This window comes from Shouchella miscanthi, assembly GCF_007725405.1.
GTDB classification, from domain to species: Bacteria; Bacillota; Bacilli; order Bacillales; family Bacillaceae_D; genus Shouchella; species Shouchella hunanensis.
The window spans coordinates 1,247,915-1,273,703 of sequence record NZ_CP042163.1 but is presented as its reverse complement, the minus strand read 5'-3'; the positions used below and the strand labels follow the sequence as shown (position 1 = coordinate 1,273,703).

Sequence of the window (25,789 nt, the reverse complement as noted above, 5' to 3'; positions counted from 1 at the left end):
TGGTTGTGAGCGCTCTATTTTTGTTTTTCATCTATCTTCCTCTGTAAAAAATCATTAATTTTTTCGTAAGAGTGACCTTCATCAATTTTGTCATTAAAGAATTTTTCAAAGCCATCCTTTGTGCCAGCTAACGTTTCCCACTTAGCTTCTAGATCAATAACAGATAATTCCTGATAGTGACTTGGGGTAGGATTATTGTTTGGTTGATTATTACTCGGTAACGCCCATGCAGGTAATGTAGGTGCATCCCATCGACCTGTTATTTCATCATTACCTTTGCCTGATTTAATATAAAATTGACCTTTGTCTTTTATATCCACCCAATACTCATCAAGATTGTAAAGGTAACGACCAATACCAAACTGTACAGCCGCTCGTTTCATAGCCCCACTGAAACCGCCTTTGGTACTCTCGATATTCGTTTCATCAGAAGCATCCCATTTCGTGACCCACTCACCGCCAATTTTGACTGTGATACCGCACATAACGCCTTTTTGTCTCCACTCAACATATTCGTTTTTCCACCCACCTACGCCGAACACTTCATCTAAACGATTCATGATAGCTCGGTTCGTCACATATGCCATTACAGTTGCTTTCGGCCCTTTTTTTGTCTTCATTGCTCTCTGCACCCGCCACTCAATATCTTCTGCTTTAAACGGCATTTGGAGCTGTTCCATAATGTTATCCATGTGTTTCACCTCCTCTTTAGAATTTAGTTACCAACAAATCTCCTTGAATGCTTAATGTGCGAAAACCATGCTTGTGTAGCTCTAATGCGATAACACCTTTTAAGCGGTCGAAATCTCTAAAAAAAGAGCGATCAATGAGCGTGTGTGGTGATCCTTCCGCATACTCATCTTGAACCAGTTCGATGCAGCGGCGTTTGATTTCTGATGTAGGTTCCATTAGTTAAGCCTCCTTTCTGACTTTTTGATTGTTTAGCCAATTAATCATATCGTCTCTAAACACCCTCTTTGTTCGACCAGCTCTTATTAAAGGGAAACCGTCTCTCTCTACAAAGTCATACGTAAATCGCTCTGAGAAACCCATTATCTCTGCAACGTTTTTCATGTTAAGCAGTAAAGGATAATCCTCAATTTGCTTTTTCACTTGTTAACACACCTCCTTTTTAGTAACAAATAAGTTAACAACAAGACAAAAAAATTTATTTTGCTCATTAACGAATTTGTTTGCGTCTTTTTGATTAATTTTAGTATAAACCAACGTAACAAATAAGTAAACATTTATTTTTAAAATCACTAAATTAGTTACTTTTGTTTCATATATGTTACAAATATTCTATTCGTTGTTGCTTGAAGTTACAATTAGTATCATAATGTTCTTATTGGCATATAAAATGAATTATTTGGTGGTGGAAGCCTGTATGAATACACAAGAGAAAATTGGAGCAAAACTTAAGGAATTACGATTAAGAAAAGGTGTTACTCAACAAGAGGTCGCTGATCGAATTGGAGGTTTAACAAGAAACTATATATCACAGATGGAGAGTGGCAAACGTAAAATCTCCATTGAATTTCTTCAAAAAATGGCGGATTTATTTAACGTTGATATAACCTACTTTTTTGAAGAAGGAAATCAAGTTAGTTTATCTGAAGAAGAAAAAGCATGGGTGTTAGATCTACGAGAATTAGAAAGACAAGGCGTATCTGCGGAGGATGTTCGTAAATGGGTTAAGATGGCCAGAGAAATACGCGATAAATAATATTTCGGTCTATTGCTTAACCTGTCTTCTTCAATAAACGACATAATGAATATTAAAATTGGAGATGTGGTTCTATGAAAGGTTACTTTCGAAAAAGAGGAGATAAATGGAGTTTCACAATTGATATAGGTGTCGATCCCGCCACCGGAAAAAGAAAACAAAAAACAAAAAGTGGATTTAAAACTAAAAAAGAAGCACAATCAGCATGTGCTTCAATAATTGATCAAATTCAAAAAGGTTACTCATTTAATAATGATAACGTTAAGTTAGGCGAGTTTCTTGACCATTGGTTAGAAGCTGTTGCCAAACATCGCGTAAAACCCTCTACATTCATTAATTATAACAGAGCTTTGCAGAGAAGAGTCAAGCCGGTTATAGGGTTAATGAAAATTAAGGACTTAAGACTACATCATGGAGAAAAAATGGTTAATGACATGATCAATGAGGACAAGTCTCCGCGCTACATCGAATATACTTTCACGGTTTTAGGTAGTGCGTTAAAACACGCCATTAAAACTGAGCTTATTCTAAAGAATCCATTTGAATTTTTAGAACTTCCAAGAGCACGAAGAAGAAATTACGAAGTTTGGGACAATCAAGAATTAATTAAATTCATTAATTTCCTGAAAATGGACAATTTATTCTACATGGTTCCATTGGTTATAGCTGCACAAACTGGCTTGCGAAGAAGCGAGTTTTTAGGCCTAACATGGGATAAAATTGATTACGAACGTAAAAAACTTATCATCGACCAATCGTTGATGTTTGACGAAGTATCAAAGGGATTTGTTTTTGGTGACTTAAAAAGAGAATCTTCATATAGAACAATAACTATAAACGATTCTTTAATTACATTATTAAAAGAGCATCGTAGAAGACAATCAGAAATGAAACTAGCTCACGGACAAGATTACGATAACCGTAATCTAGTTTGTTGTATGCCTAACGGCAAACCAATATATCCAAGACAACTGTCAATGCACATGGATAAGATATCAAAACTTGCAGGTTTAAAGAAAATAAGAATTCACGACTTGAGGCATTCCCACGCTACGATGCTATTACGACTAGGAGAAAACACTAAAATCGTATCAGAAAGATTAGGTCATGGCAGCACCAAAATTACTGCCGATACCTATTCTCATGTCACACCGGACATGCAAGAAAACACCGCTCAGAAAATCGAACAAGCATTCAATTCCTGAGCAATGTGGTCAAAATGTGGTCATTTACATCATATCGGCACGTAAAACCCTGTTAAATCAATGTTAAAACCGCCACACACTCCACATGATTTGTTTGTGGGAACATGTCAACTGGTGTAACTTCTTTTGTCCGGTAGCCGCCGTCTTCTAAAATGCGTAAATCTCTAGCAAGGGTAGCAGGGTTACACGAGACATAGACGATTCGTTCTGGTTTCATCTTAAGCATCGTGTTAAGCAATGCTTCATCGCAGCCTTTTCTCGGTGGATCTACAACGATAACATCGGCTGTAACGCCTTGAGCATGCCACCATGGGATGACTTTTTCTGCTTCTCCAACTGCAAAGGTTGCATTGTCAATATGGTTGAGTTTTGCATTTCGCTTTGCATCGGTAATCGCTTCAGGCACAATTTCAACGCCATACACGTGCTTTGCTTTTTGAGCGAGGAAAAGAGAAATGGTTCCGATACCGCAGTAAGCGTCAATAACGGTTTCGCTACCAGTGAGTTCTGCGTAATCAAGTGCTTTCTGATACAGTCGGTTTGTTTGATCTGGGTTCACTTGATAAAACGAGCGTGCCGATATGGCAAAGCGGATGCCGTTGATCTCATCGTACAAATACGTTTCTCCCCATAACACATCCGTTTGCTTTCCGAAGATCACATTGGTACGTTCGTTGTTTATGTTTTGGACAACCGATACAACAGTTGGGATTGCCTCTCGTATACCCGCTATCAGCTCGTCCTTTTGTGGGAGCTTTTTACCCCTTGTTACTAAAACAACCATTACTTGATCCGTTGTCTTGCCGTACCTTGCCACAATATGCCGCAAAACGCCATTATGTTTCTCTTCATTATAGGCAGGAATCCGTAATTCTTTTGCTAATCGTTTAATGGTTTGAACAACAAGATCATTCTCTTTATGCTGAATGATGCATTCATCCATATCAACAATATGGTGGCTTCGCTTTGCATAAAAGCCTGCGACAAGTTCTCCGCGTTGGAATGTTACAGGAACTTGCGACTTATTCCGATAGCGCCACGGCTCATTCATTCCTACAACTGGATGAACCGGAACATCTGGTAATTTACCAATGCGTGCCATTACTTCTTTGACTTGCTTCTGTTTCATATGCAGTTGGGCGCCGTAGTCCATATGTTGAATTTGACAGCCACCACATTGATGAAAAATTGGGCATGGTGGTTCTACTCGGCTCGGACTTTCATCGACAAGGTTCATTAACCGCGCAAACCCGTAGCCTTTTTTCGTTTTCACAACTTTCACTTCCGCTTTTTCACCTGGAAGTGCTTGTGGAATAAATAAAGCATAGCCCTTTACTTTTGCCACACCTGAGCCATCATGAGTCAAATCTTCTATTGTTACCGTGAGGGTTTCATTTTTTTGTACAGGTACTATCTGTTTCATATAAGGTTTCGTCCTTTATTCGCTAATGTCATCCGTACATTGTATCACGTAGTAGTTGGTAAAAAAAGAGGCCTGTACACCTGTACAGCACCTCCCTTCATTATACCTTTCCTTTTTTATAAAAGTTTGTAAAGTAATCGTTTGTTTCCGATACGACGATTTTCCACAGTAACAATAAGGCAATTAAGTTCGGAATCATCATGAGCGCGTTCGCCATATCCGCAAATGCCCATACAGCTTCAAGACTTACTAATGCCCCAATTCCACAGGCTGTTACATAGATAAGACGATAAACGGTAATACCTCTTGTGCCAACAAGGTATTCAAAACACTTTTCACCGTATATATACCAGCCAACAATTGTTGTGAAGCCAAAGAAAATGACGGAAAGCGCTACGATATACTCACCAAATGTTCCAAGGACCGATCCGAACGCGGCTCCCGTTAATGCGCCACCTTCCAGAGATGGATCATGAATAACGCCAGATAGAAGTCCACCTGAAGAATCCCAAAAGCCTGTCATAAGGAGAACAAGTCCAGTAACCGTGCAGACAATAATCGTCACAATAAACGTGCCTGTCATGGCAACAAGCGCTTGTTTTACAGGATGATCGGCACGAGCGTTCCCTGCAATAAGTGCTGCTGTACCAAGTCCAGCTTCATTTGAAAAAATTCCTCTTGCAAATCCGTTTCGAATCGCTTCAGCGACGATAATACCTGCAAAACCACCTGTTGCCGCTACTGGATTAAAAGCGTGGTAGAAAATCAGCTCAAAAGCTGGGATAATCATGTCATAGTTCAGAAAAATAATAAGTAAAGCGCCACCCATATAAAGAACCGCCATGGTAGGAACAAAAATTGTTGATAATAAACTAATTCGCTGAATGCCGCCAAAAATGATGAGGCCAACGAGTATAACTAAAAGAACAGCCGTTAGTAGATTTGGAACGGAGAAGCTGTTGTTCGCTACATCGGCAACGGTATTTGATTGAACACTGTTTCCAATTCCTAACGCAGCGATAGCACCGAACAGCGCAAAACCAATTGCCAAAAATTTAAATTTACTCCCTAATCCTTTTTCAATATAATACATAGGACCACTTGAATATTCACCGCGATCATTTTTCACGCGGAATTTTACAGCAAGTAGTGCTTCAGCATACTTGGTTGCCATTCCAAGTAAACCGACAACCCACATCCAAAAAATAGCTCCCGGACCACCAAAGCTTATCGCTGTTGCTACACCGGCGATGTTACCGATTCCAATAGTTGCTGAAAGAGACGTCATTAACGTACGGAAGTGGCTAATATCCCCTTCTGCTGAGGAATCTTTTTCGTCTTCCTTCCCGAATGCTAGTTTAAATGCATGAAGTAACCTGCGAAATTGAAGACCTTTTAATGCAAGGGTTAAAAATAGACCTGTACCAAATAACAAAATTAATCCTGGTGGGCCCCATAAAAAGCTGTTAATGTTTTCTATGATGTCTAAAATGCTCATCTTGTCACTCCTGAACCAAAAGCTATTGTATGATAGTATTACTAGTTGTTAGTTATTCTACCATGCTAGATTATACTTGTATTTGTGAAACTCCACAATCTGAAAACGTTTCCTTCGTTTTTTCACACAATCTACCATTTCCCAATGAAGGAGGACCAGCGATGTTCGATAATTTACAGCAACAATTTAATCGTTCATTCGATTCTTTAGAGGACTTTGCTGACTTAATTAGTGACTACTTGCAATGTCCCGTTACGATAGAAGATGCCAACCATTATTTACTAGCTTATAGTTCACATGATGATGAAACCGATCAAGCAAGGGTTTCGACCATTATTGGACGTAGAGTACCCGAACGAGTCATTAATCGTTTTTGGAAAGATGGTGTTATCCCCAAGCTTAATTACAGCGACGAACCACTTATTATTCCTACAATTGATGAAATCGGACTTGGTAACCGCGTCGCCATCTCCATTCGAAAAAATGAAGAAGTACTAGGTTATATCTGGGTTGTAGACGTTCGCGGCATTCTTAATCAGGAAAGCTTAGCACTATTAAAAATGGCTGCGCGGAAAGCCCGAAATCAGCTCCTACAATTCAATTTACAAAAGAAGAAAAAAGAGCGCAATGAACAAGAGTTACTCTGGCAAATGATTACTGGAGAAATCGCCAACTACACAAGAATGAAGGAGCAATTACTTCGGATTGGGCACCAGCTAGATCAGTCCATTGCCATTGTGATCTTTTCAATAAAAGACTTGTCAAAGGACGTTATGAAACAATTGACGTATCTTACAAACACCACGCAGAAAATGAAAATCTTAATTCACACATTCGATGATGATCAGTTAATACTGTTAGTAACACCTAAAGATAAACGGACTTTTGTAGAAGAAACGGAACAATTTCTTCATTCTTTCCTCAAACAAGTAAACGATCGATTTGATCAAGACATACAAGCTATCGGCTGCGGTTATCTTAAAGAAGATGTGCGTACTATTAATGAAAGTTACAATGAAGCCACCGCTGTTCTGCGATTAAAACAGTTATTTCCTAGGGAATTAAAAAGTGCCTATTTCTATCATGAGTTGGGGGCTTTCCGCTATGTTGATTTGTTAAAACGCACACCTGAGCTTCAAAAGCTAGCGACGAACCCAGCATTAGAGAAGCTAGTCACGTATGATCGTGAAAATCAAACCAATTTAATGGAGACATTAGAGACCGTTCTTGATTATGAAGATCAATTAACTAAAGCTGCTAAAAAACTTCACTGTCATGTAAACACGTTAAATTATCGCTTAAAGCGAATAAAAGAAATTACGATGATTGATATTAAAAATCCAGTCCAAAAAATTGGTCTTTATTTTGACCTAAAGTTAGTTAGAAAAAAACACTAAAGCCTTTTGTTGATTTAAACAAATAACCGGTTCCATTTTGTTTTTTTGTAACAATGCGTTCCTTCATTTGTGGATTTATACTAAACGTACACATTCACACTATCTTGTTTGGAGGAATTATAGATGATTATTGGAATCCCTAGAGAAATTAAAAATAATGAAAACCGTGTGGCAATGACCCCTGCCGGTGTTGTAGCCTTAACAAAAGCTGGTCACCAAATAATAGTCGAAAAACACGCAGGTGTCGGATCTAGCTTTGAAGATGCCGATTACGCTGAAGCTGGCGCAACGATACTTTCAGAAGCAAAAGAGGTATGGGCTCAGTCAGATATGATTATGAAGGTTAAAGAACCTCTTTCAAGTGAGTACGGCTACTTTCGTGAAGGATTGATTCTATTCACGTATCTACACCTAGCAGCTGAAGCTGAGCTTGGTCAAGCGTTAGTTGACAGTGGTGTAATTGCCATTGCGTATGAGACAGTTGAAGTAAATCGCACGCTTCCACTTCTTACACCTATGAGTGAAGTAGCTGGGCGTATGGCTTCTCAAATTGGTGCCCAATTCCTAGAGAAATTAAAAGGTGGAAAAGGGATTCTTCTTTCTGGTGTACCAGGCGTAAAACGTGGGAAGGTTACCATTATTGGTGGCGGTGTTGTTGGAACAAATGCAGCGAAAATTGCAGTTGGTTTAGGTGCTGACGTTACACTCATTGACTTAAGTGCAGACCGCCTTCGTCAAATTGATGACCAATTTGGAAACGACATTCAAACATTAATGTCCAACCCACTGAATATTGCCGAAGCAGTCAAAGATTCTGACCTTGTGATTGGTGCCGTTCTTATTCCAGGCGCAAAAGCACCTAAGCTTGTGACAGAGGAAATGATCAAATCAATGAGCCCTGGATCCGTTGTAGTTGACGTTGCTATTGACCAAGGTGGTATCATTGAAACTGTAGATAAAATTACAACTCATGATAACCCAACATACACGAAGCATGGTGTAGTTCATTACGCTGTAGCGAACATGCCTGGTGCTGTGCCTCGTACATCAACACTCGGACTTACCAACGTAACAATTCCTTACGCGATGCAAATTGCGAATAAAGGGGTTCAACAAGCATTAGCAGATAATCCTGCTTTAGCGCTTGGACTAAACGTTGCAAATGGTGACGTTACGTATAGTGCTGTTGCACGTGATCTTGGATATGAGCTTGTTTCCGTTGCAGATGCATTAGCAAAAACGCCGGCACAAGCATAATATCCTTCTACCGCACACATAAGCCCCTTCATCGTATGATGAGGGGCTTTCTTGTATAGGAAAAGGAGTAAAGAAATGACACAAACAAGTTATCGTCAAACATATGCTACGATCGAGCTCAGTGCCATTGCTTATAATACACGTACGTTTAAAAAGCTACTAGCGGAGAATTGTCAGCTAATGGCGGTTGTAAAAGGGAATGGCTACGGCCATGGTGCTGTTCCTGTTGCCAAAGAAGCACTTGAACATGGCGCAACCTATTTAGGTGTTGCCATAATAGATGAAGCCGTTGAACTTCGAGAAGCTGGAATTACAGCACCTATTCTCGTGCTCGGCTATACACCACCTGAAGCCTTCTCCACCGCTATTAATAAGGATATTACAATTACGTTGTTTGATAAACAGCATGTGCAGTCATTAGGACATACCGCTACTACATTACAGAAACAAGCAAACGTTCACTTAAAAGTTGACACAGGCATGGGGCGAATTGGTATGCAATCCCCAGATCAATTAGTAGAAACTGCCAAAGCAGTTCACGCACATCCTTCTCTTCACCTTGAAGGCATCTTTACTCATTTTGCGGAAGCCGATTGTCTTGAATCTCGTTTTACAAATGAACAGTATTCTAGATTCTGTGAATTTCTTCAAGCTGTAGAAGCTGAAGATATGACGATCCCGATTAAGCATTGCTGCAATAGCGCTGGAACCCTTTATCATCCAGAGAAGCATATGGATATGGTACGTGTCGGTATTAGTTTGTACGGATTGCGCCCAGATACAGCACTTACGTTTCCTGTACCACTGCAACAAGCTATGCATGTATATGCCATGGTAGCCGCTGTCCGATCCGTTCATAAAGGCGAAACGATTAGCTATGGTCGAACACATATGTTAGAGAATGACCGAAAAATTGCCACGCTTGCTATTGGCTATGCAGACGGCCTTTCTCGTGCTCTTTCCAACAAAGGATATGCCTTGCTTTCTGGGCAACAAGCACCTATTCTTGGTCGTGTTTGCATGGATCAAACGATGATTGATGTAACAGACATAAATGGGGTCCAACCTGGGGACGTGGTTGAATTTTCAATTGATCATATGGCTGATAGTACCGATACCATTAACTACGAGATCGTTTGCGCCTTGACAAAGCGTGTCCCACGTTATTACAAGAAAACCGCCCACTAAATGAGGCGGTTTTTTTGTAGATTTAGACAATGTAGCCGATTACCATTACTGTTGCCGTCCAAAACAACGGAATGAGAACAAGAACAGTGAGACGTTTTCCCTTCCATTTTAATGGATCTTCTTGATCGACTTTTTGTGCGTTGAAAAAATAAATAACATTGTTAACGAGAGCCCTACATAGAAGTAGATGCAATAAATAAGCACATCGTTTGTCGTAAGACTCATTGGAGGCTGCGTGAATGGTGGCCAATTGTTTATCATTAAGAGAATACCTGGTATGGACATAATGACGGTTACTACAACTAAAGCAGACACAGAATTGCCCCGCTCCTCTTTATGCTTCATCAATTTACGGTGCCATTTCCAAGGGGATAGTTTCTTTTTCGTAGTAAAGTTGACATACGATCCCCTTTCATAAACGGTTTGATAACCACATCCAACCAATTGCTGCTACTAGTACCCAAGCACATACGATTCCGAGTATCAGCGCGAAAGACTTTCCTTTTATAACAAAATCTTTTTCTTTCTCAACCTGCCATGAATCAACAGCTCTCCCTTTTAAAATCTTACTAATGTTTACAATAGGTACGAAAATACAAATAAAAATGAAAAACACAGCTACCGCACTCGCCTCGTCCAACCTCATTGGCTGTGAATTCGTTAGGAAGAACAGGCAGATAGCTGAAAGCAAATAAAACACTCCATCTACTCGTTGCTTCCTTATCCATTCGTCTGCCCCGTATTGCTAAATCTCATGCTCGACCAATAGCTGTTGCCATCGTAAGGGAAGCAAGCTCTTTTGAACGGCAACCATATTCCAGATCGTTAACACAAGTTGAATGATAATCGTAACACCAACCAGCGTGGCGAACGATATATGCCCTTGAACATGAACTACAAATAGTATGACGAACAATAAAAGAAATACGTTTAGCCACAATACTTCTTGTCTTCTTGCTTTTTGTATGTGTTCATTCATCGTTAACCGTCACCCTTTGTTCTGGCATTAAGAAAAGAAGAAATAGATGATTACGCCAAATAATACCCAAACAATCAACATTGCTATACCCAAACACAACGTTTTTCCTTTAAGGGTAAAACCTTTACTATCATGACCAAAGAAAGCATCTATATAGCTTTTGCGAACGATATGACCAATGTTTCTAGATAAAACAAAAATCATTAGATAGAGAACAAGTATTTCAACTAGTATAGTATTACTATAGAAAGACTGATTGCTAGGATTAATCATAGAAGGACCGATGAAAAAACTAAGGATCACTACTAGAACGAGTAGTAAAGCATGCCCCCACCTTTTTCTATTCTTCCAAACCGCATAGCCGTAATAAGTAATTTCATGAGCTCGAAGCGTTTCTTGCCATTTAAAAAAAGGTTTTGGCCATTCTGGTTTAACCGCTCTTATAACCGAAACGACTATTAGACTGACTAGAAAAAAAAGGATCACCATCTCAAAGATTCTAAAATAATAACTGACGAAAAGAATACTCATGGTTAGTAAGATAACGGCATTTTCAAAGACCCACTCTATTCGTCGTTCTTTACGTATATCTAACAATCCGTCTCCCTCCCTTATCAACCCTTATAAGAACTATAACAAATTTTACCTTCTTTAGAAAACCGTAGGATAAAAAAATAAGAGCTGATCAGCTCTTATTACTAAACTAAATAGTCTACTATCGTTAAAATAGCTGTATAGCTAAATAAGTAAATAGCAACGACAACAACTGGAACGAACAAAGCAAGAAGGAGCGGCTTTGTTTTACTACCTTTTCCCCGGTGATGATTAATAAACATTGTTTCTAAGAACAAAGAGACATTGCACAATACCGTAAAGACAATGATAAAAAAGGGAAAAGAAAAGACATAGCCTTTTGTTAGCTGAAAATCATTTATAAGAAATGGTCTACTGTAATAAAGCAAAGCACTTATACCAATTATAGATAGCAATAAGCCTTGAACCATGAGCCAATACGTCCAACGTCCCCCCAATATGCGAATATGAAAACGATGAAGTTGTTGTAGAGATGGCAGAAAATGAAGTAGATGCTTCCGCTTAAACAGTATAAATAAGCCAATTGCCAGCACTAGCAGGCTAGCAAAACAATAGACACCTATAAAGATAGATCCATCTACTGGCACCAAACTGAAAACACCAAGAATGTACATCGAAAAGAGTAATCCGTTTAACCATAGCCAGTACTTTAATCGAAGATGACGTATCTCTGCTTCTGACATGAACTTCTCCCCTTATCGTTTTTCCTTTCTTTACATATATATACGGGAAGAACGAAAAGATATCAAGAATCTATACGACAAGTCTCATTGAGCATTTTCATCAAGTTAAGTTAAATAGGAGAGTATTTCGTCACTGACCTTACTAACTCCGGCACCTGATAGAAAGGGCAAGCCATGAAGAGTAGGGACACCATATGAACGATAGACATTGGTTGTCGTAATAATAAGATCAGCTTGGTCACGCTTATCTTCAATTTCAGTGAGACGACATTCTACGATCGTAGCTGTGATTTTGTTGTCTTTAAGCAATCTATCTACTTTGCCAGCAACAACCATCGAAGTAGCCAAAGCTCCAGAACATGCAACAATAATCGTTTTCACATCAATTCCTCCTTATAGGTTTTGTACATGCTTATTTAAATACTGACTTGCTTCATAGGGTGATGATAGTGAACGAATGGTAGATAAAAAATGACGGTTTTGTATTTTTTCCAAGAGGGTGAGAACCGTTTTACGAGCTGCTTGATCATTCTTAATGCCTAATAAAAAAATAACGGACACAGGAATAAAAGTACTCGTTGTTCCCATTTGTTCATAATAAATCGGTCGCCGTAATGTAAGCAGACTAATTTTACTTTTCACTATAAACGTCTCATCACTGTGTGGAATGGCAACTCCTGTTGGTTGAAACGGAATACCTGTCGGATGTTCTTGTTCTCGTTGAAGTAAAGCTCGCGTATAGCCAGAAGTGGCACATCGTGAAGTTTCCATCTGTGTGCCGAGAGCTGTAAGTAGTTCTGTTTTTGTGTGAATCGATTGATTCAAATAGACGAATGACGCATCAAATAAGAAATGATCCATCGATTACTCTGAACTTTTAGCAATCACAACATCTTTTGTCTTTTGTTCAATTTCTTCAAGCATGTCGTTATCTGCTTTTTCGTCTGTTATGAGACGCTCGATTTCTTCTATTTTTGCAACACGATTCATATGCACTGTTCCAAACTTCGAATAATCAATCATCATCACATGCTTGTGCGTATGTTGCAGCATCAATCTAGAAACTTCTGCTTCACCTAAGTGTACGCTTGTATAACCATGTGTTGGATGTAATGCACCAGCACTAAAAAATCCAATATCAACAAATAAATCATTCATCGTTCGTGTTGCTATCGGGCCAACGGTTGACCGTTCATTTCGACGTACGTTTCCACCAATTAAAATGAGTTCAAAATCGGAGCCGTCCACGACTTCATTAGCAATTGCTAACGAATTCGTAACAATCGTTAGGTCTTTAGCATGGAGCATTAGTTCTTGAGTGAGATAAAGGGCGGTTGTACCGTAGTCAATGTAGACCGTGTCTCCTTCTTCAACAAACGCTGCTGCTTTTTTAGCAATCCCTCGTTTTTCCTTTTCATTCACCGATTTACGATTTGTATAAGCTGTTTGAATGTTGGATTTATTCAACACAGCACCGCCGTGAACTTTACGAATGAATCCTTTTTCTTCTAAATCATATAGGTCTTTGCGAATCGTTTCACGGGTCACTTGCAAACGTTCAATAAGATCCGAAATTTTAACAGATTGAGATTCATACAAGTCTTGCATAATTTGTTTTTGCCTTTCCTCTGCAAGCATGAAATCACACTCCTTTTCTATACTATACTCAACAATGACAACAAAAGCAAACTTTTTATTTTGATTAATGTTGCTTAAATCGTAAAAAACCTATAAAAGCAAATAAAAAGCAAGAAACTATCATAAAAAAAGAGATGTCCTCGTTCGACATCTCTTTTTTATTCTCTTCTATGCTAGCGCTTTTTTCGGTTTTTTGGCATTAATAATTGAAAATGGTGGTACATGTTTACAAATTCCGCAGGTAGCACGCCACCACGTTCACCATCTAAATTTAATTGCATTTCATGATTTTCGAGCAGCTCTACCTTAATTCGATTTGCCTTCACATACAGAAGTTTGGAATGATTGATATGCTCCCCTCTTAATGCAAGGGATGCCAAATGAACAAATTCTGGGAATGATGTTTTTTTCACTACAAGGAAGTCAAACATACCATCTTGTAAAGATGCACTTGGCGCTAGCTTTTCAAAGCCTCCAACCGAATTCGTATTTGCGACGAGGAACATCATAATCTCGCCTTCAAATAACTTGCCATCATACTCAATTCGTACCGCGGTTGGTTTTACTTGAGGAAGTTTTTCAATTCCTTTTATGTAGTAAGCCATTTGTCCAACCATCGTTTTTAACTTTGCTGGAACTTCATAGGTTAATTCAGTAAGCGTTCCGGCTGCAGCAATGTTTGTAAAGTATTTATTATTCATTCGCCCGATATCAATTGGCTCATAATGACCGTCACAAATGACATTCATCGCTTGTTCTATATCACGTGAAATCTCAAGCGCACGAGCAAAGTCATTTGTTGTTCCTGCTGGAATGATGCCGAGCATCGGACGCGTTTCCAAATCAGCTAGGCCGTTAACGACTTCAAAAATCGTCCCATCGCCTCCTGCTGCAATAACTAAATCAAACCCTCGCTCCCCTGCTTGTCGCGCTGCTCGAATGGCACAGCCTTCTTCAGGTGTTGTCGCATGGGCAGATGCTTCATAACCAGCTTGTTCTAATCGATTTAATATATAGGCTAAATTTTTCTTTAATTGCTCTCTACCGGAGCTCGGATTATAAATTAATCGCGCTCGTTTCATTGCAATCCCTACTTTTCCATTTCACTTTATCCCATTCTCATTGTACGTTATTTTCCAAGAGAAACGTATGCAAGAATGACTGAAAAGATGTAAAAACTAGTAAACATCTTCCTTATTTTTCCCTAAAGATCAGCATACTAAACGCTTTCGCCATAAAAAACAAGAGAACACGCTGGCTCTCTTGTTTTTGTTACTTACCGTTTGTTCATCTCTTCCACTAATAGCTTATTTACCATCGGTGGATTCGCTTTTCCTTTTGATGCCTTCATTATTTGTCCGACAAGGAATCCGAGCGCACGATCTTTTCCGTTTTTGTAATCGATAATGGACTGTTCATTTGCATCTAATACGTCAGTAACCATTTTACGCAGTTCACCTTCATCAGAAATTTGCACAAGTCCTTTATCTTTAACGATTTGTTCCGCATCGCCACCGTTTTCAATAAGCTCTTTAAATACTTTTTTAGCAATTTTTGAAGAAATCGTACCTTCTGAAATAAGCTTAATCATGCCGGCTAAACCAGCTGGTGTTAACGCAACATCAACTAATTCCTTCTGTTCTGCATTCAAATAAGCAAGTACGTCACCCATTAAGTAATTTGAAGTAAGCTTAGAGTCTGCCCCTTGTTGCAATGTCTCTTCAAAGAAATCCGACATTTCTTTTGTTAACGTCAATACATGCGCATCATATGCAGGTAAGCCAAGGTCACGCACATAGCGTTCTTTTCGCGCATCAGGCAGTTCAGGAATCTCTTGACGAACTCGCTCTTTCCAGCTGTCATCAATATATAGATTAAGCAAGTCTGGCTCAGGGAAGTAACGGTAATCGTCTGACCCTTCTTTGACACGCATGAGAATCGTTTTGTTTCCAGCTTCATCATAGCGACGTGTTTCTTGCTCAATTACACCACCAGCTACTAACACTTGTTCTTGACGCTTTTCTTCGTACTCTAAGCCTTTACGAACAAAGTTAAATGAATTTAAGTTCTTCAACTCTGTTTTTGTACCGAATTTTTCTTGCCCTATTGGACGAAGAGAAATGTTTGCGTCACAACGTAAAGAACCTTCCTCCATTTTACAGTCAGATACACCTGTATATTGGATAATCGCTTTTAACTTTTCCAAGTAAGCATATGCTTCTTCTGGCGTGCGAATGTCTGGCTCAGAAACGATCTCGACAAGCGGTGTTCCTTGACGGTTATAGTCGACAAGAGAATAGCCATCATCAGCGTGCGTAAGCTTTCCTGCATCCTCTTCCATGTGCAGACGCGTAATACCAATCTTTTTCTTTTTTCCATTTACTTCAATTTCAATCCATCCGTTTTCACCAATAGGCTTGTCAAATTGTGATATCTGATAGGCTTTAGGATTGTCTGGATAAAAATAGTTTTTTCGATCAAACTTTGTATCTGTCGCAATTTGGCAATTTAAGGCTAAAGCAGCTTTCATTGCAAAATCAACAGCTCGTTCATTTAATACTGGTAAAACACCTGGATAGCCAAGGTCAATCACACTCGTATTTGTATTGGGATCAGCACCGAAATGGTTAGGGCTCGGTGAGAAAATTTTTGATTCTGTTTTTAACTCTACGTGTACTTCTAATCCAATAATTGTTTCAAAATTCATCACGAATTCCCTCCCTTACAATGCTGGCTTTTCTTTAGAAAATGATGTTGCTTTTTCGTACACATCGGCAACACGGTAAATCGTTGCTTCATCAAAGTGCTTACCGATAATTTGTAAGCCTAGCGGCAAGCCATCTTTAAATCCACATGGAACCGATAATGCCGGCACACCAGAAAGGTTAACAGGAATGGTTAAAATATCGTTTGCATACATCGTCATTGGATCATTTAATTGATCCCCAATGCGGAATGCAGGTGTAGGTGTTGTCGGACCAATAACGACATCGTAAGAAGCAAATACATCATCAAAATCTTTCTTGATGAGCGTACGAACTTGCTGTGCTTTCTTATAATAAGCGTCATAGTACCCTGAGCTTAATGCGAATGTGCCAAGCATAATTCTACGCTTCACTTCATCTCCAAAACCTTCAGAGCGCGTTTTCTTATAAAGATCGAGTAAGTCTTTTGCCCCTTCAGCACGATAACCATATCGAACACCATCAAAACGAGCAAGGTTGGCAGAGGCTTCTGAAGATGCAATTACATAGTAAGCAGCAAGAGCATACTTAGAGTGCGGTAAAGAAACTTCTTCCCATACGGCACCTTGTTTTTCTAAAACAGCTAGCGCATCAAGGACCGATTGACGTACATCTGGATCGACACCTTCTCCAAGATACTCAGATGGCACTGCGATTCGCAAACCTTTAATGTCACCTGTTAAAGATTCATGATACGGCGGAACCGGTAATTGTGCTGACGTAGAATCAGAAGGGCAGTGACCAGCAATTGCTTCAAAAAGATACGCATTGTCTTCTACAGAGCGCGTAATTGGACCAATTTGATCAAGGGAAGATGCAAACGCAACTAAACCATATCTTGATACACGACCATATGTAGGTTTTAAACCAACAACTCCACAGTACGCTGCAGGCTGACGAATGGAACCACCTGTATCAGAACCGAGAGAAAATGGTACTTCGCCAGCAGCAACCGCAGCCGCAGAACCACCACTCGATCCACCAGGAACGTAGTCTGTATTCCATGGATTTGCTGTTGTTTGGAACGCTGAGTTTTCATTTGAAGAACCCATCGCAAACTCATCCATATTAATTTTCCCGATTGTAATTGTCTCAGCCGCTCTTAGCTTGTTCATGACTGTCGCATCGTAAATCGGATTAAAGTTTTCTAGCATTTTACTTGAACATGTTGTACGTAAGTCTTTTGTAACAATATTATCCTTAATCCCAATTGGCATTCCGAACAATACATCTTTTGCAGATGCATCCACTTCATCTAATTGCTTCGCTAAAGTACGAGCTCGTTCTTCATCTAATGTTAGAAACGCTTTAACCTTATCGTCTACTTCTCCAATACGCTTATACGACGTATCAACAAGGTCACTCACATTAATTTCTTTTGCTGCTAACTTATGGTGCAGCTCTTTTATCGAATGATCAAATAATGACATGCTAGTCCTCCTCTTAAACAACCATTAAAACACTGAAGGAACACGGACTTGTCCGCCTTCGTGATCTGGCGCGTTTTTTAACACTTCTTCTACTTTCAAACCTTCAACTGGCTTATCTTCACGCATAACATTTTGCATCGTTAGCACATGAGTTGTCGGGATAACCCCTTCTGTATCAACTTCGTTTAATTGCTCTGCGGCAGTAATAATGGCTTCTAACTGCCCCTGAAAACGTTCTGCTTCTTCTTCTGTTATGGATAAACGCGCAAGGTGAGCGACGTGTTTAACTTGTTCTTGTGAAATTCTAGACATAATGGCACCTCCAAAACGAACTTTTGACAATATGATTAATAATACCAAATTCAACACACTCAAGCAACAAAGCATCATTTTAATAATTTCACAATATTTCTGAAAACGCTATCTTTCTGCCCGCTTTTCTGCGATACTTTATGAGAGTAACGTTAAGTAGAAAAGCATGGAAAAGGAGGTATGTATGTACCGATTGGAACGAACGACAAACAACTCGGTCACGGTTCTATTAAAATCTAGTGATCAACAACCGCTCATTTTCGATTCCTATGAAACGGCGCAAGCTTTTGCCTACAAACTCAATGTGCATCTTACCAAACCCCCACCTTGGGAAGTAAAGCCGTATCATTAACCTCTATTCACTCTGGTGATACCCTTCCCAAACCACAACATCGCTTCACCCAATATAGGCTTATATAAAGAGCTTTACATATGATTAGCTAAGCTTTCTTCCAATGACATTTGCTGAAACGGGCTTTAAGTCGAGCTCTCTTGCCCATATAGACAATTGTCCAATATGATGAATTTCATGGGCGATGATATGCCGCATAATAACTCCCCACGTATCGTAAGGTGGATGGCCATCATCGTATATACGATGCTCATACGAAGGCGTCCAACGCTCAATAAACGGTTGCACGTCATAATGGTAGGTTTGATGAAGCTGCCGTATGTCTAGAAGTGTTGTTTCCTGTGACAACGTTGCTTCTGGATCTGGCTTACATTCCAATCGTCTAATCCAGCTCCACTCTACATCAATAATATGGTGTAACGTTTTGGCAAAACTACCAACACCTCCAATTCGTTCTTTTAAAAAGGCTTCTTGGCTTAATTGTTCACACCAATTTATCCACTCTTCACGAACTTGCCAATTATAGTGAAAAAACAATTTCATTGATGGTTGCCCCCCCCTACTCTACCGTTTTAGCATAAATAGCCGTATCCGTTAGCATTGTTTTGTCAACAGACCACTCATCATTTTTTAATATGCCTTCCAGTTGAAAGCCTGCTCGCATTGCAACTGCACGACTGTTTTGATTCGCTGAATCACAGCGAATATACACCCGTTTTGCTTGAATGTGAGTAAAAGCATATGCTGTAATTGCCTCTACTGCTTCTGTCACGAACCCATATCCACTTTTACGAGAATCAATCCAATAGCCAATCTCACATTTTGGTACTTCCCAATCCAATTTATGTAGCCCAGAAGATCCCACGAATTCCCCATTGCTTTTTTCGAATAAGAGTAATCGAATGTCTTGCCTTAATAGGAATTTTGCATATGCTTCACGTAAATTTTGTTCCACCTCTGCCGCTGTCTGTTCCTTCGTAGCAAAAGGAAGCCATTTTTTCAACTCTTCTTTTGAACGCTGGATACTTGTATAAACCGCTTCACCGTCTCCTTTTTTTGGAACGCGAATTCGTAATCGATCTGTATTTATTTCTTCTGGTAAGTGACGTAATATCGGATCCATATTCATACCCCCAAAATAAAAAATGAACATTTTGAAAATAAAATGCAGATAGGTAGCCAGCTCGTCTAAGAACTGGCCAGCTTTTAATTCGTTACGAAAATAAACGGATCTCGATCAGGGTAATAAGACACAATGCCTTCAATCACACCTGACATCGAAGATATTTCAATGTCTACCGGTACTTCTTCAAAGTATTCTTCTGCTTTTGAAGCTGCAAACTGGGTCAGTGCTACAACCTCTGCTTTTCCTTTGTATTGAATATTAATCGTAACCGCTAATTTTGCTAAACGATTTTCTTCATAGCGAGCTTTACCGACAACCCCGACGTGATTCTCAAAGAAGCCTTGAATGTCTGATTGAAACTTAGAAAACCGGTCAGCATCATATTGGTAATCATTGTTAGCGTCTGAAGATGGGAAGTGGATATGTGTTTCATTAATGTCTGTCCATTCTCCCCCTTGTCCAGGTTCAAATACACCTTTCATAAAGAAATTCCCAGCATTAAGATCGTTGCTTGGCTTATCGTCAAATAAAGCAACAACAATTGGGACATCACTAATATCTTCTTCTAACGCACTTGCACCATCACGCAAACGCTCCACGATCTTCTCCGCCGCTTCTCTCCCAGCTTGCTCCTGTTGGTTTGCAGAGATCTCTTGAGAATCCGGTGTGCCTTCGTACGTAAAGGAATAGACACTATAGAGCGCTAACCCAATAACAATGCCCTCTGTCTCATACGTACCATTCTCGCTTGGCTGCATATAATTATGTTCCAAGATATTTCTTAAAATAAGTGGATCTTGCTTACGAGCATCAATGGATTCTTGTAGATCCACCTCCTCATCATCCACTCCTAGTTCTGGATTTAAACCATCTGGATTTGTCTCACTATAACGATTAATCCAGTTAACGACCGTTCCTCTTGTTAGATGTTGCCCCTCCTGAAAATAATAGGAGCCTGGTTCAAACGTATCCTTTGCAATTTCTTCTAGTCCTAATTCAAACCAGTCTAAATTACTGCGATTCATTGTGTTTACACCGTAGCCTCGTGTTTCTCCATGTAGATAGGCTCCGTCTTTCAACACACTTGAATAATGATTTTCTTCGGAAGCAACAGGCGGAATAACGCTAAGAGAATCATCTGTTATCTCCACTTCTGGTACATCTTGCTCCCCATCATCATTTCCTCCAAAAATCGAACACCCTGCCAAAAGCATGGTGCTTAGCCCAATGATCCCCCAACGTTTCATTGAACGTACCCCTCTCTTAATCTAAATCTTCCATTGTTTGAACAAATTTCGCTTCTGTCCAAATCGTAATTCCAAGACTCTCCGCTTTTTTCTGCTTTGAGCCGGCATCTTCTCCAGCAATAACAATATCGGTTTTCTTACTGACGCTGCCTGTTACAGTTCCACCAAGTGCTTCGATTTTTTCTTGGGCTTCTTTACGGTTCCAATGACTTAATTTTCCTGTTAATACAATTGTTTTCCCAACGAAAGGCGACTCAAGATCGCTTTGCTCTATGACTGGTCTTGCACCTCTATACTGCATATTCACTTCCGCTTGCTTCAATTTATCAAGTAACTCATCTACTTCCGGTTTATCGAAATAAGACACAATCGAATCTGCCATTTTTTCGCCGATTTCATTTACACTCAGCAGCTCATCTACAGAGGCTTGACGAAGGTTACCCATCGAATCAAACGCCAATGCGAGGGTTTTTGCCGCTTTAGCGCCAACAAAACGAATCCCTAAGCCAAACAATAAACGCTCAAGTGAATTGTCTTTTGATCGTTGGATTGCATCGAGCAAATTGTCTACGGATTTTTCCCCCATCCGTTCGAGTGAAAGCAGTTCATCACGGTCTAACGTATAAAGATCGGCTACATCGGCTATTAATTGATGAGAGAACAGCTGGCTAATGACTTTTTCACCTAATCCATCAATATTCATCGCGTTTCTTGAAACAAAATGAATCAGCCCTTCTCGAATTTGTGCTGGGCATTTCGGATTCAAACAGCGTAATGCTACTTCGCCTTCAATCCGGTCTAGTTCGCTCCTACATTCTGGACATTCCGTTGGCATATGAAAATCAATTTCTTTTCCAGTGCGCTTTTCTATAATGACACCAACGACTTCAGGAATAATGTCGCCTGCTTTTTTAACGATCACCGTATCGCCAAGCTTAACATCTTTTTCTCGAATTAAATCTTCGTTGTGTAGGGATGCTCGCTTTACGGTTGTCCCTGCAACAACAACTGGTTCGAGAATAGCGGTTGGCGTCACAACACCTGTTCGTCCTACGTTTAATTCAATATCGTATAATGTTGTCACTACTTCCTCAGCGGGAAATTTATATGCTGTCGCCCATCGTGGACTTTTAGCTGTAAAGCCCAACGTTTCGTGTTGAGCAAGATCATTCACTTTAATTACGATTCCATCAATTTCGTAAGGGAGTTCATGACGATTTTCCACCCACTTTTCCGTAAAAGCAATGACTTCATCGATGTCCTGGCACACTGTCGCTTCTTTGTTTACTTTAAAACCTAAATCATCTAACAACGCCAATCCTTGATGATGACTGGTAATGGTCTGACCGCTTAATTCACCAATTGAATAAGCAAACATAGCTAAATTCCGTTTAGCTGCAATCTTAGGGTCAAGCTGTCGTAATGAACCAGCTGCCGCATTTCTAGGATTCGCAAATTTCTCTTCCCCAGCTTGTTCCTTCGCTTCATTTAACCGCTCAAACGATTGTTTTGGCATATAGGCTTCGCCGCGAACTTCAATAGAAACAGGCTTTTTCAAGCGTAATGGGATAGAAGGGATTGTGCGCAAATTGCTTGTAATCTCTTCTCCCGTAGTTCCATCTCCTCTTGTCGCGCCTCGTACAAGCGAACCGTTTTCATACGTTAAGGAGACGGCTAAACCATCGAACTTCAGCTCGCACACATACGAAACCTGATCACCAACTGCTTGGCGCACGCGACGGTCAAAACTACGTAAATCATCGGCTGAAAAAGCGTTAGACAAGCTCATCATCGGGACACGATGGGTTACTTTTTTAAATGTAGATGCAGGTTCCCCGCCAATACGCATCGTCGGAGAATCGTCTGTTGCTAACTCAGGAAACACTTCCTCTAAGTGAACTAACTCCTGCAGTAAGCGATCATATTCTGCATCAGGAACTTTCGGTTGATCAAGGACATAGTAATGGTAGCCGTAATCCTCTAATTGCTCTTTCAACTCTTTCATCTTGCCCTCAGCTTGTTGCTTGTCCATTCATGTATCTCCTTTACCTTATACTTTCGTAATCGGGGCAAACTTAGCGAACAATCGTTTAATCCCTGTTGGTGGCGTAAACGCAATATCAAGTTCGACTGAATCCCCTTCTCCTTTTATACTAACAACTGTACCGACGCCCCATTTTTTGTGAGACGCTTTATCGCCAACCGCCCATTCAAAGCTGTCTCCACCTGTATTGGTCATCCTTGAAGACATGGCGCTTGTTCGCTTTGCTGCCATTGAAGCTGCGCTATTTCCTTGTTTACTCCCTCTACTCCAAACCGGAACACCGTGCTCTTCCCTACAGTCTTCTGGAATTTCTGCAATAAAACGTGACGATGGATTCGTATTGGTTCGTCCGTATAATGTTCTCATTTTTGCACTCGTTACATACAACTCTTTTTCAGCTCTTGTTATACCAACATATGCTAAACGTCGCTCTTCTTCCATTTCTTCATCATCAAATAATGAACGATTGTGAGGGAAAATACCTTCTTCCATCCCAATTAGAAACACGTAAGGAAACTCTAATCCTTTAGCTGAATGAAGGGTCATAAGTGTGATAGCCTCTTTAGGTGCTTCCACCTTATCATCATCAAGTTGGTCAATATCTGCAACTAAAGCTAAATCTGTTAAGAAAGAAACTAAATCCTTTTCCTCACTACGCTTTTCAAATTCCTGCGTAACAGAAATAAATTCATCAATATTTTCTAAGCGTGATTGGGCTTCTATCGTTTGTTCTGCTTTTAACATATCTCGGTAACCTACCTTGTCTAGAAGCTCTTCAACAAGCTCTGTTACCGATAAATAATCTTGTTGTTGAACCCACCCGCTAACTTGATCACGAAATTCAACAAGTTTTGTTTTAGCTCGAGCTGTCACACCAATATGATCAATTTCAGCTAAAGCCCGGTACATCGACAGACCATTTTGAGTGGCGTATGCAGCGATTTTATCTACCGTTGTGGCTCCTATTCCTCTTTTTGGAACATTAACGATTCGTGCTAAACTAATGTCGTCTTCTGGATTGGACACTAATCGCAGATAAGCAAGAACATCTTTAATTTCTTTACGATCGTAGAACTTTGTGCCCCCAACAATCGTGTATTCTAGATTCGATTTAATAAAGAATTCCTCAATAATTCGAGATTGGGCATTCGTCCGGTAAAGAATAGCCACATCAGCATAGGAAAAACTTGACTCTTTTGCAGCTGTTTCTTTTATTTTTTCCACAACAAATTGTGCCTCAGCTTGCTCTGATGCCGCTTCATAAACGGTTATCTTTTTCCCTTGGTCATTTTCTGTCCAAAGATTTTTCGGCTTCCGGTTCCCGTTATTTCCAATGACTTTATTAGCAGCTTGCAAGATCGTTTTTGTGGAACGATAGTTTTGCTCTAGCATAATGACTGTTGCATCTGGATAGTCTTTTTCAAACGAGAGGATATTCTGAATATCCGCTCCTCGCCATTTGTAAATCGACTGATCGGAATCACCTACAACACAAATATTTTGTAGACGGTCGCCCATTAGCTTTATAAGCTTATATTGCGCTTTATTTGTATCTTGATACTCATCGACATGAATGTATTGAAATTTGCGTTGATAAAATTCGAGGACTTCCGGCACATCACTGAACAATTCAATCGTCTTCATGATTAAATCATCAAAGTCTAACGCATTGTTTACTTTTAAACGCTTCTCAAATTCTAAATACACATCTGCGGCTACTTGATCAAACATGCCTTCAGCTGTTTTCGCGAAAGCTTTCGCAGATCTAAGTTCGTTTTTCGCACTAGAAATCATGCTAAGTATTGCTTTAGGATCAAACTTTTTTGTATCAATGTTTTGTGCTTTTAAAATTTGCTTAATAACGGAAAGTTGATCTGCCGAATCTAGAATGGAGAAATTACGATTGTAACCAATTCGATCAATGTCTCTTCTTAAAATACGAACGCACATGGAGTGGAAAGTGGAAATCCAAATATCTTCAGCGATTGGACCAACTAATTGCGCAACTCGATCTTTCATTTCTCGTGCTGCTTTATTTGTAAACGTCAAGGCAAGCACTGCCCATGGAGGCGTTTGATTATGACGTAACAAATAGCTAATTCGGTGTGTTAAAACACGCGTCTTTCCGCTACCAGCTCCAGCCATAAGTAAGACTGGACCATCTGTGTGTACAACCGCTTTTCGTTGCTCTGGGTTTAGACCTTCTAACATTCGTTCTATGATTGTATCTTGCATTTAATAGGCACCACCTTTTACTGCTTTTACTGTCTTCACTGCTTCTTTAAAATTTGTATAAATAGCATTACCGACAACTGTCACATCAGCATACTGCGCATATTGCTTTGCCTCTTCTGCCGTTTCAATTCCACCACCATAAATTAGTTTTGTTGAAGAGAGGACAGCTTTCGCTTCCTTCACCACATCAACAGAACCTTTCTGTCCACTATATTCAATATAGAAGAACGGCAAGTGTAACATGTTTTCTGCCAGTCTTGCATAAGCCGTTACATCTTCAACTGACAAGTCAGTGGTAGCATCCGTCAACTCTGCTACCTTTGCATTGGGATTCAACACACAATAGCCCTCAGGAATGAACGTATCCCAATCAATTAATTCGCCATACTCCTTCATTGCCTGGTGATGTTGACCAATAATCCAGTTAGGGTTGCGGCTATTTAAAACCGTTGGAATTAAATAATAATCAAATCCAGGTGTAATGGAATCCATATTTGAGACTTCCAGCGCAACGGTTATGGGGTATCGTCGCACTTGTACAAGTAGTTCTAATGTATTATCTAACGTCACACCATCAGTTCCACCAACAATCACCGCGTCGGTTCCTGATTCGCATAAACGTTCTAGTTGATCTATTGTTAATTCTTTATTAGGGTCGAGCTTAAATACATGCGACCACTCATTTATGTTATTCATCATCGGTTTTCACGC

General features: G+C 39.9%; 29 protein-coding genes. 6 read left to right on the top strand and 23 right to left on the bottom strand.

Annotation, left to right across the window (positions count from 1 at the left end; genetic code table 11):
* Window positions 1-14: 14 nt before the first annotated feature.
* The 3 genes from FPV17_RS06180 to FPV17_RS06170 are packed head-to-tail and all read right to left on the bottom strand — an operon-like array spanning window position 15 to window position 1,113.
* Window positions 15-692, bottom strand: coding sequence for a Rad52/Rad22 family DNA repair protein (locus tag FPV17_RS06180; protein WP_144558492.1), 678 nt, complete (start codon window positions 690-692; stop codon window positions 15-17).
* A 16-nt stretch (window positions 693-708) separates the two neighbouring features.
* On the bottom strand, window positions 709-909 hold the full coding sequence (locus tag FPV17_RS06175; protein WP_144558491.1) for a hypothetical protein: 201 nt from the start codon (window positions 907-909) through the stop codon (window positions 709-711).
* Window positions 910-912: 3 nt separating this feature from the next.
* Entirely contained in the window at window positions 913-1,113 is a 201-nt protein-coding gene (locus FPV17_RS06170; RefSeq protein ID WP_246117143.1) for a helix-turn-helix domain-containing protein, read from the bottom strand.
* Between the two features lie 274 nt (window positions 1,114-1,387).
* Between FPV17_RS06170 and FPV17_RS06165 the strand changes: the two genes are divergently transcribed.
* Both FPV17_RS06165 and FPV17_RS06160 read left to right on the top strand, forming a co-directional pair.
* Window positions 1,388-1,726: a helix-turn-helix domain-containing protein gene (locus tag FPV17_RS06165; RefSeq protein WP_186370743.1), complete on the top strand. Its 339-nt coding sequence runs from the start codon at window positions 1,388-1,390 to the stop codon at window positions 1,724-1,726.
* A gap of 74 nt (window positions 1,727-1,800) precedes the next feature.
* The gene (locus FPV17_RS06160; RefSeq protein ID WP_144558489.1) at window positions 1,801-2,931 is read left to right on the top strand and encodes a site-specific integrase; all 1,131 of its coding nucleotides are present in this window, start codon (window positions 1,801-1,803) and stop codon (window positions 2,929-2,931) included.
* Window positions 2,932-2,983: 52 nt separating this feature from the next.
* On the opposite strand, the gene rlmD is transcribed toward FPV17_RS06160, so the two are convergent.
* Entirely contained in the window at window positions 2,984-4,354 is a 1,371-nt protein-coding gene (gene rlmD, locus FPV17_RS06155) for a 23S rRNA (uracil(1939)-C(5))-methyltransferase RlmD (protein WP_144558488.1), read from the bottom strand.
* A 100-nt stretch (window positions 4,355-4,454) separates the two neighbouring features.
* Window positions 4,455-5,852, bottom strand: coding sequence for an alanine/glycine:cation symporter family protein (locus tag FPV17_RS06150; protein ID WP_035393192.1), 1,398 nt, complete (start codon window positions 5,850-5,852; stop codon window positions 4,455-4,457).
* A gap of 161 nt (window positions 5,853-6,013) precedes the next feature.
* Between FPV17_RS06150 and FPV17_RS06145 the strand changes: the two genes are divergently transcribed.
* From FPV17_RS06145 to alr, 3 genes are all read left to right on the top strand, one after another.
* Window positions 6,014-7,249, top strand: coding sequence for a PucR family transcriptional regulator (locus FPV17_RS06145; protein WP_035393194.1), 1,236 nt, complete (start codon window positions 6,014-6,016; stop codon window positions 7,247-7,249).
* A gap of 123 nt (window positions 7,250-7,372) precedes the next feature.
* Window positions 7,373-8,506, top strand: a complete 1,134-nt coding sequence (gene ald, locus FPV17_RS06140) for an alanine dehydrogenase (RefSeq protein ID WP_144558487.1) — start codon at window positions 7,373-7,375, stop codon at window positions 8,504-8,506.
* A gap of 75 nt (window positions 8,507-8,581) precedes the next feature.
* Window positions 8,582-9,694 (top strand): alanine racemase, encoded by a 1,113-nt coding sequence (alr, locus tag FPV17_RS06135; RefSeq protein WP_060705187.1) that lies wholly within the window; start codon window positions 8,582-8,584, stop codon window positions 9,692-9,694.
* A 108-nt stretch (window positions 9,695-9,802) separates the two neighbouring features.
* Here the strand turns inward: alr and FPV17_RS06130 are convergent, their stop codons facing one another.
* The 12 genes from FPV17_RS06130 to gatC all read right to left on the bottom strand — a co-directional run bounded on the left by FPV17_RS06130 (window position 9,803) and on the right by gatC (window position 18,074).
* Window positions 9,803-10,009 (bottom strand): hypothetical protein, encoded by a 207-nt coding sequence (locus tag FPV17_RS06130; protein ID WP_144558486.1) that lies wholly within the window; start codon window positions 10,007-10,009, stop codon window positions 9,803-9,805.
* 97 nt (window positions 10,010-10,106) lie between these two features.
* A complete protein-coding gene (locus FPV17_RS06125; protein WP_144558485.1) occupies window positions 10,107-10,385 on the bottom strand; it encodes a hypothetical protein in 279 nt (92 codons plus the stop codon).
* A gap of 54 nt (window positions 10,386-10,439) precedes the next feature.
* The gene (locus FPV17_RS06120; RefSeq protein WP_144558484.1) at window positions 10,440-10,673 is read right to left on the bottom strand and encodes a hypothetical protein; all 234 of its coding nucleotides are present in this window, start codon (window positions 10,671-10,673) and stop codon (window positions 10,440-10,442) included.
* Window positions 10,674-10,700: 27 nt separating this feature from the next.
* The gene (locus FPV17_RS06115) at window positions 10,701-11,270 is read right to left on the bottom strand and encodes a hypothetical protein (protein WP_035393198.1); all 570 of its coding nucleotides are present in this window, start codon (window positions 11,268-11,270) and stop codon (window positions 10,701-10,703) included.
* 101 nt (window positions 11,271-11,371) lie between these two features.
* Complete coding sequence (locus FPV17_RS06110; RefSeq protein ID WP_144558483.1) at window positions 11,372-11,950, bottom strand: hypothetical protein; 579 nt, start codon at window positions 11,948-11,950, stop codon at window positions 11,372-11,374.
* A 105-nt stretch (window positions 11,951-12,055) separates the two neighbouring features.
* Window positions 12,056-12,331 carry a PTS sugar transporter subunit IIB gene (locus FPV17_RS06105; RefSeq protein ID WP_035393207.1) on the bottom strand — a complete coding sequence of 92 codons (276 nt, stop codon included), beginning with the start codon at window positions 12,329-12,331 and terminating at the stop codon, window positions 12,056-12,058.
* 12 nt (window positions 12,332-12,343) lie between these two features.
* A complete protein-coding gene (locus FPV17_RS06100; RefSeq protein WP_035393209.1) occupies window positions 12,344-12,811 on the bottom strand; it encodes a PTS sugar transporter subunit IIA in 468 nt (155 codons plus the stop codon).
* A 3-nt stretch (window positions 12,812-12,814) separates the two neighbouring features.
* Complete coding sequence (locus tag FPV17_RS06095) at window positions 12,815-13,588, bottom strand: DeoR/GlpR family DNA-binding transcription regulator (RefSeq protein WP_144558482.1); 774 nt, start codon at window positions 13,586-13,588, stop codon at window positions 12,815-12,817.
* A 173-nt stretch (window positions 13,589-13,761) separates the two neighbouring features.
* Window positions 13,762-14,670, bottom strand: a complete 909-nt coding sequence (locus tag FPV17_RS06090) for a diacylglycerol kinase (RefSeq protein WP_144558481.1) — start codon at window positions 14,668-14,670, stop codon at window positions 13,762-13,764.
* A gap of 194 nt (window positions 14,671-14,864) precedes the next feature.
* A complete protein-coding gene (gatB, locus tag FPV17_RS06085) occupies window positions 14,865-16,295 on the bottom strand; it encodes an Asp-tRNA(Asn)/Glu-tRNA(Gln) amidotransferase subunit GatB (RefSeq protein ID WP_144558480.1) in 1,431 nt (476 codons plus the stop codon).
* Window positions 16,296-16,310: 15 nt separating this feature from the next.
* On the bottom strand, window positions 16,311-17,762 hold the full coding sequence (gatA, locus tag FPV17_RS06080; protein ID WP_060705181.1) for an Asp-tRNA(Asn)/Glu-tRNA(Gln) amidotransferase subunit GatA: 1,452 nt from the start codon (window positions 17,760-17,762) through the stop codon (window positions 16,311-16,313).
* Between the two features lie 24 nt (window positions 17,763-17,786).
* Complete coding sequence (gene gatC, locus FPV17_RS06075) at window positions 17,787-18,074, bottom strand: Asp-tRNA(Asn)/Glu-tRNA(Gln) amidotransferase subunit GatC (protein ID WP_144558479.1); 288 nt, start codon at window positions 18,072-18,074, stop codon at window positions 17,787-17,789.
* A 184-nt stretch (window positions 18,075-18,258) separates the two neighbouring features.
* Between gatC and FPV17_RS21780 the strand changes: the two genes are divergently transcribed.
* Complete coding sequence (locus FPV17_RS21780) at window positions 18,259-18,426, top strand: hypothetical protein (RefSeq protein WP_158331938.1); 168 nt, start codon at window positions 18,259-18,261, stop codon at window positions 18,424-18,426.
* An 84-nt stretch (window positions 18,427-18,510) separates the two neighbouring features.
* Here the strand turns inward: FPV17_RS21780 and FPV17_RS06070 are convergent, their stop codons facing one another.
* The 6 genes from FPV17_RS06070 to pcrB all read right to left on the bottom strand — a co-directional run bounded on the left by FPV17_RS06070 (window position 18,511) and on the right by pcrB (window position 25,774).
* Window positions 18,511-18,969 carry a DinB family protein gene (locus tag FPV17_RS06070; RefSeq protein ID WP_035393212.1) on the bottom strand — a complete coding sequence of 153 codons (459 nt, stop codon included), beginning with the start codon at window positions 18,967-18,969 and terminating at the stop codon, window positions 18,511-18,513.
* 16 nt (window positions 18,970-18,985) lie between these two features.
* A complete protein-coding gene (locus FPV17_RS06065; RefSeq protein ID WP_144558478.1) occupies window positions 18,986-19,549 on the bottom strand; it encodes a GNAT family N-acetyltransferase in 564 nt (187 codons plus the stop codon).
* Between the two features lie 83 nt (window positions 19,550-19,632).
* Window positions 19,633-20,799: a CamS family sex pheromone protein gene (locus tag FPV17_RS06060; RefSeq protein ID WP_144558477.1), complete on the bottom strand. Its 1,167-nt coding sequence runs from the start codon at window positions 20,797-20,799 to the stop codon at window positions 19,633-19,635.
* A gap of 16 nt (window positions 20,800-20,815) precedes the next feature.
* On the bottom strand, window positions 20,816-22,831 hold the full coding sequence (ligA, locus tag FPV17_RS06055) for an NAD-dependent DNA ligase LigA (protein ID WP_144558476.1): 2,016 nt from the start codon (window positions 22,829-22,831) through the stop codon (window positions 20,816-20,818).
* An 18-nt stretch (window positions 22,832-22,849) separates the two neighbouring features.
* Window positions 22,850-25,078 carry a DNA helicase PcrA gene (gene pcrA, locus FPV17_RS06050; protein WP_144558475.1) on the bottom strand — a complete coding sequence of 743 codons (2,229 nt, stop codon included), beginning with the start codon at window positions 25,076-25,078 and terminating at the stop codon, window positions 22,850-22,852.
* Window positions 25,079-25,774: a heptaprenylglyceryl phosphate synthase gene (pcrB, locus tag FPV17_RS06045; protein ID WP_035393336.1), complete on the bottom strand. Its 696-nt coding sequence runs from the start codon at window positions 25,772-25,774 to the stop codon at window positions 25,079-25,081.
* Window positions 25,775-25,789 lie beyond the last annotated feature (15 nt).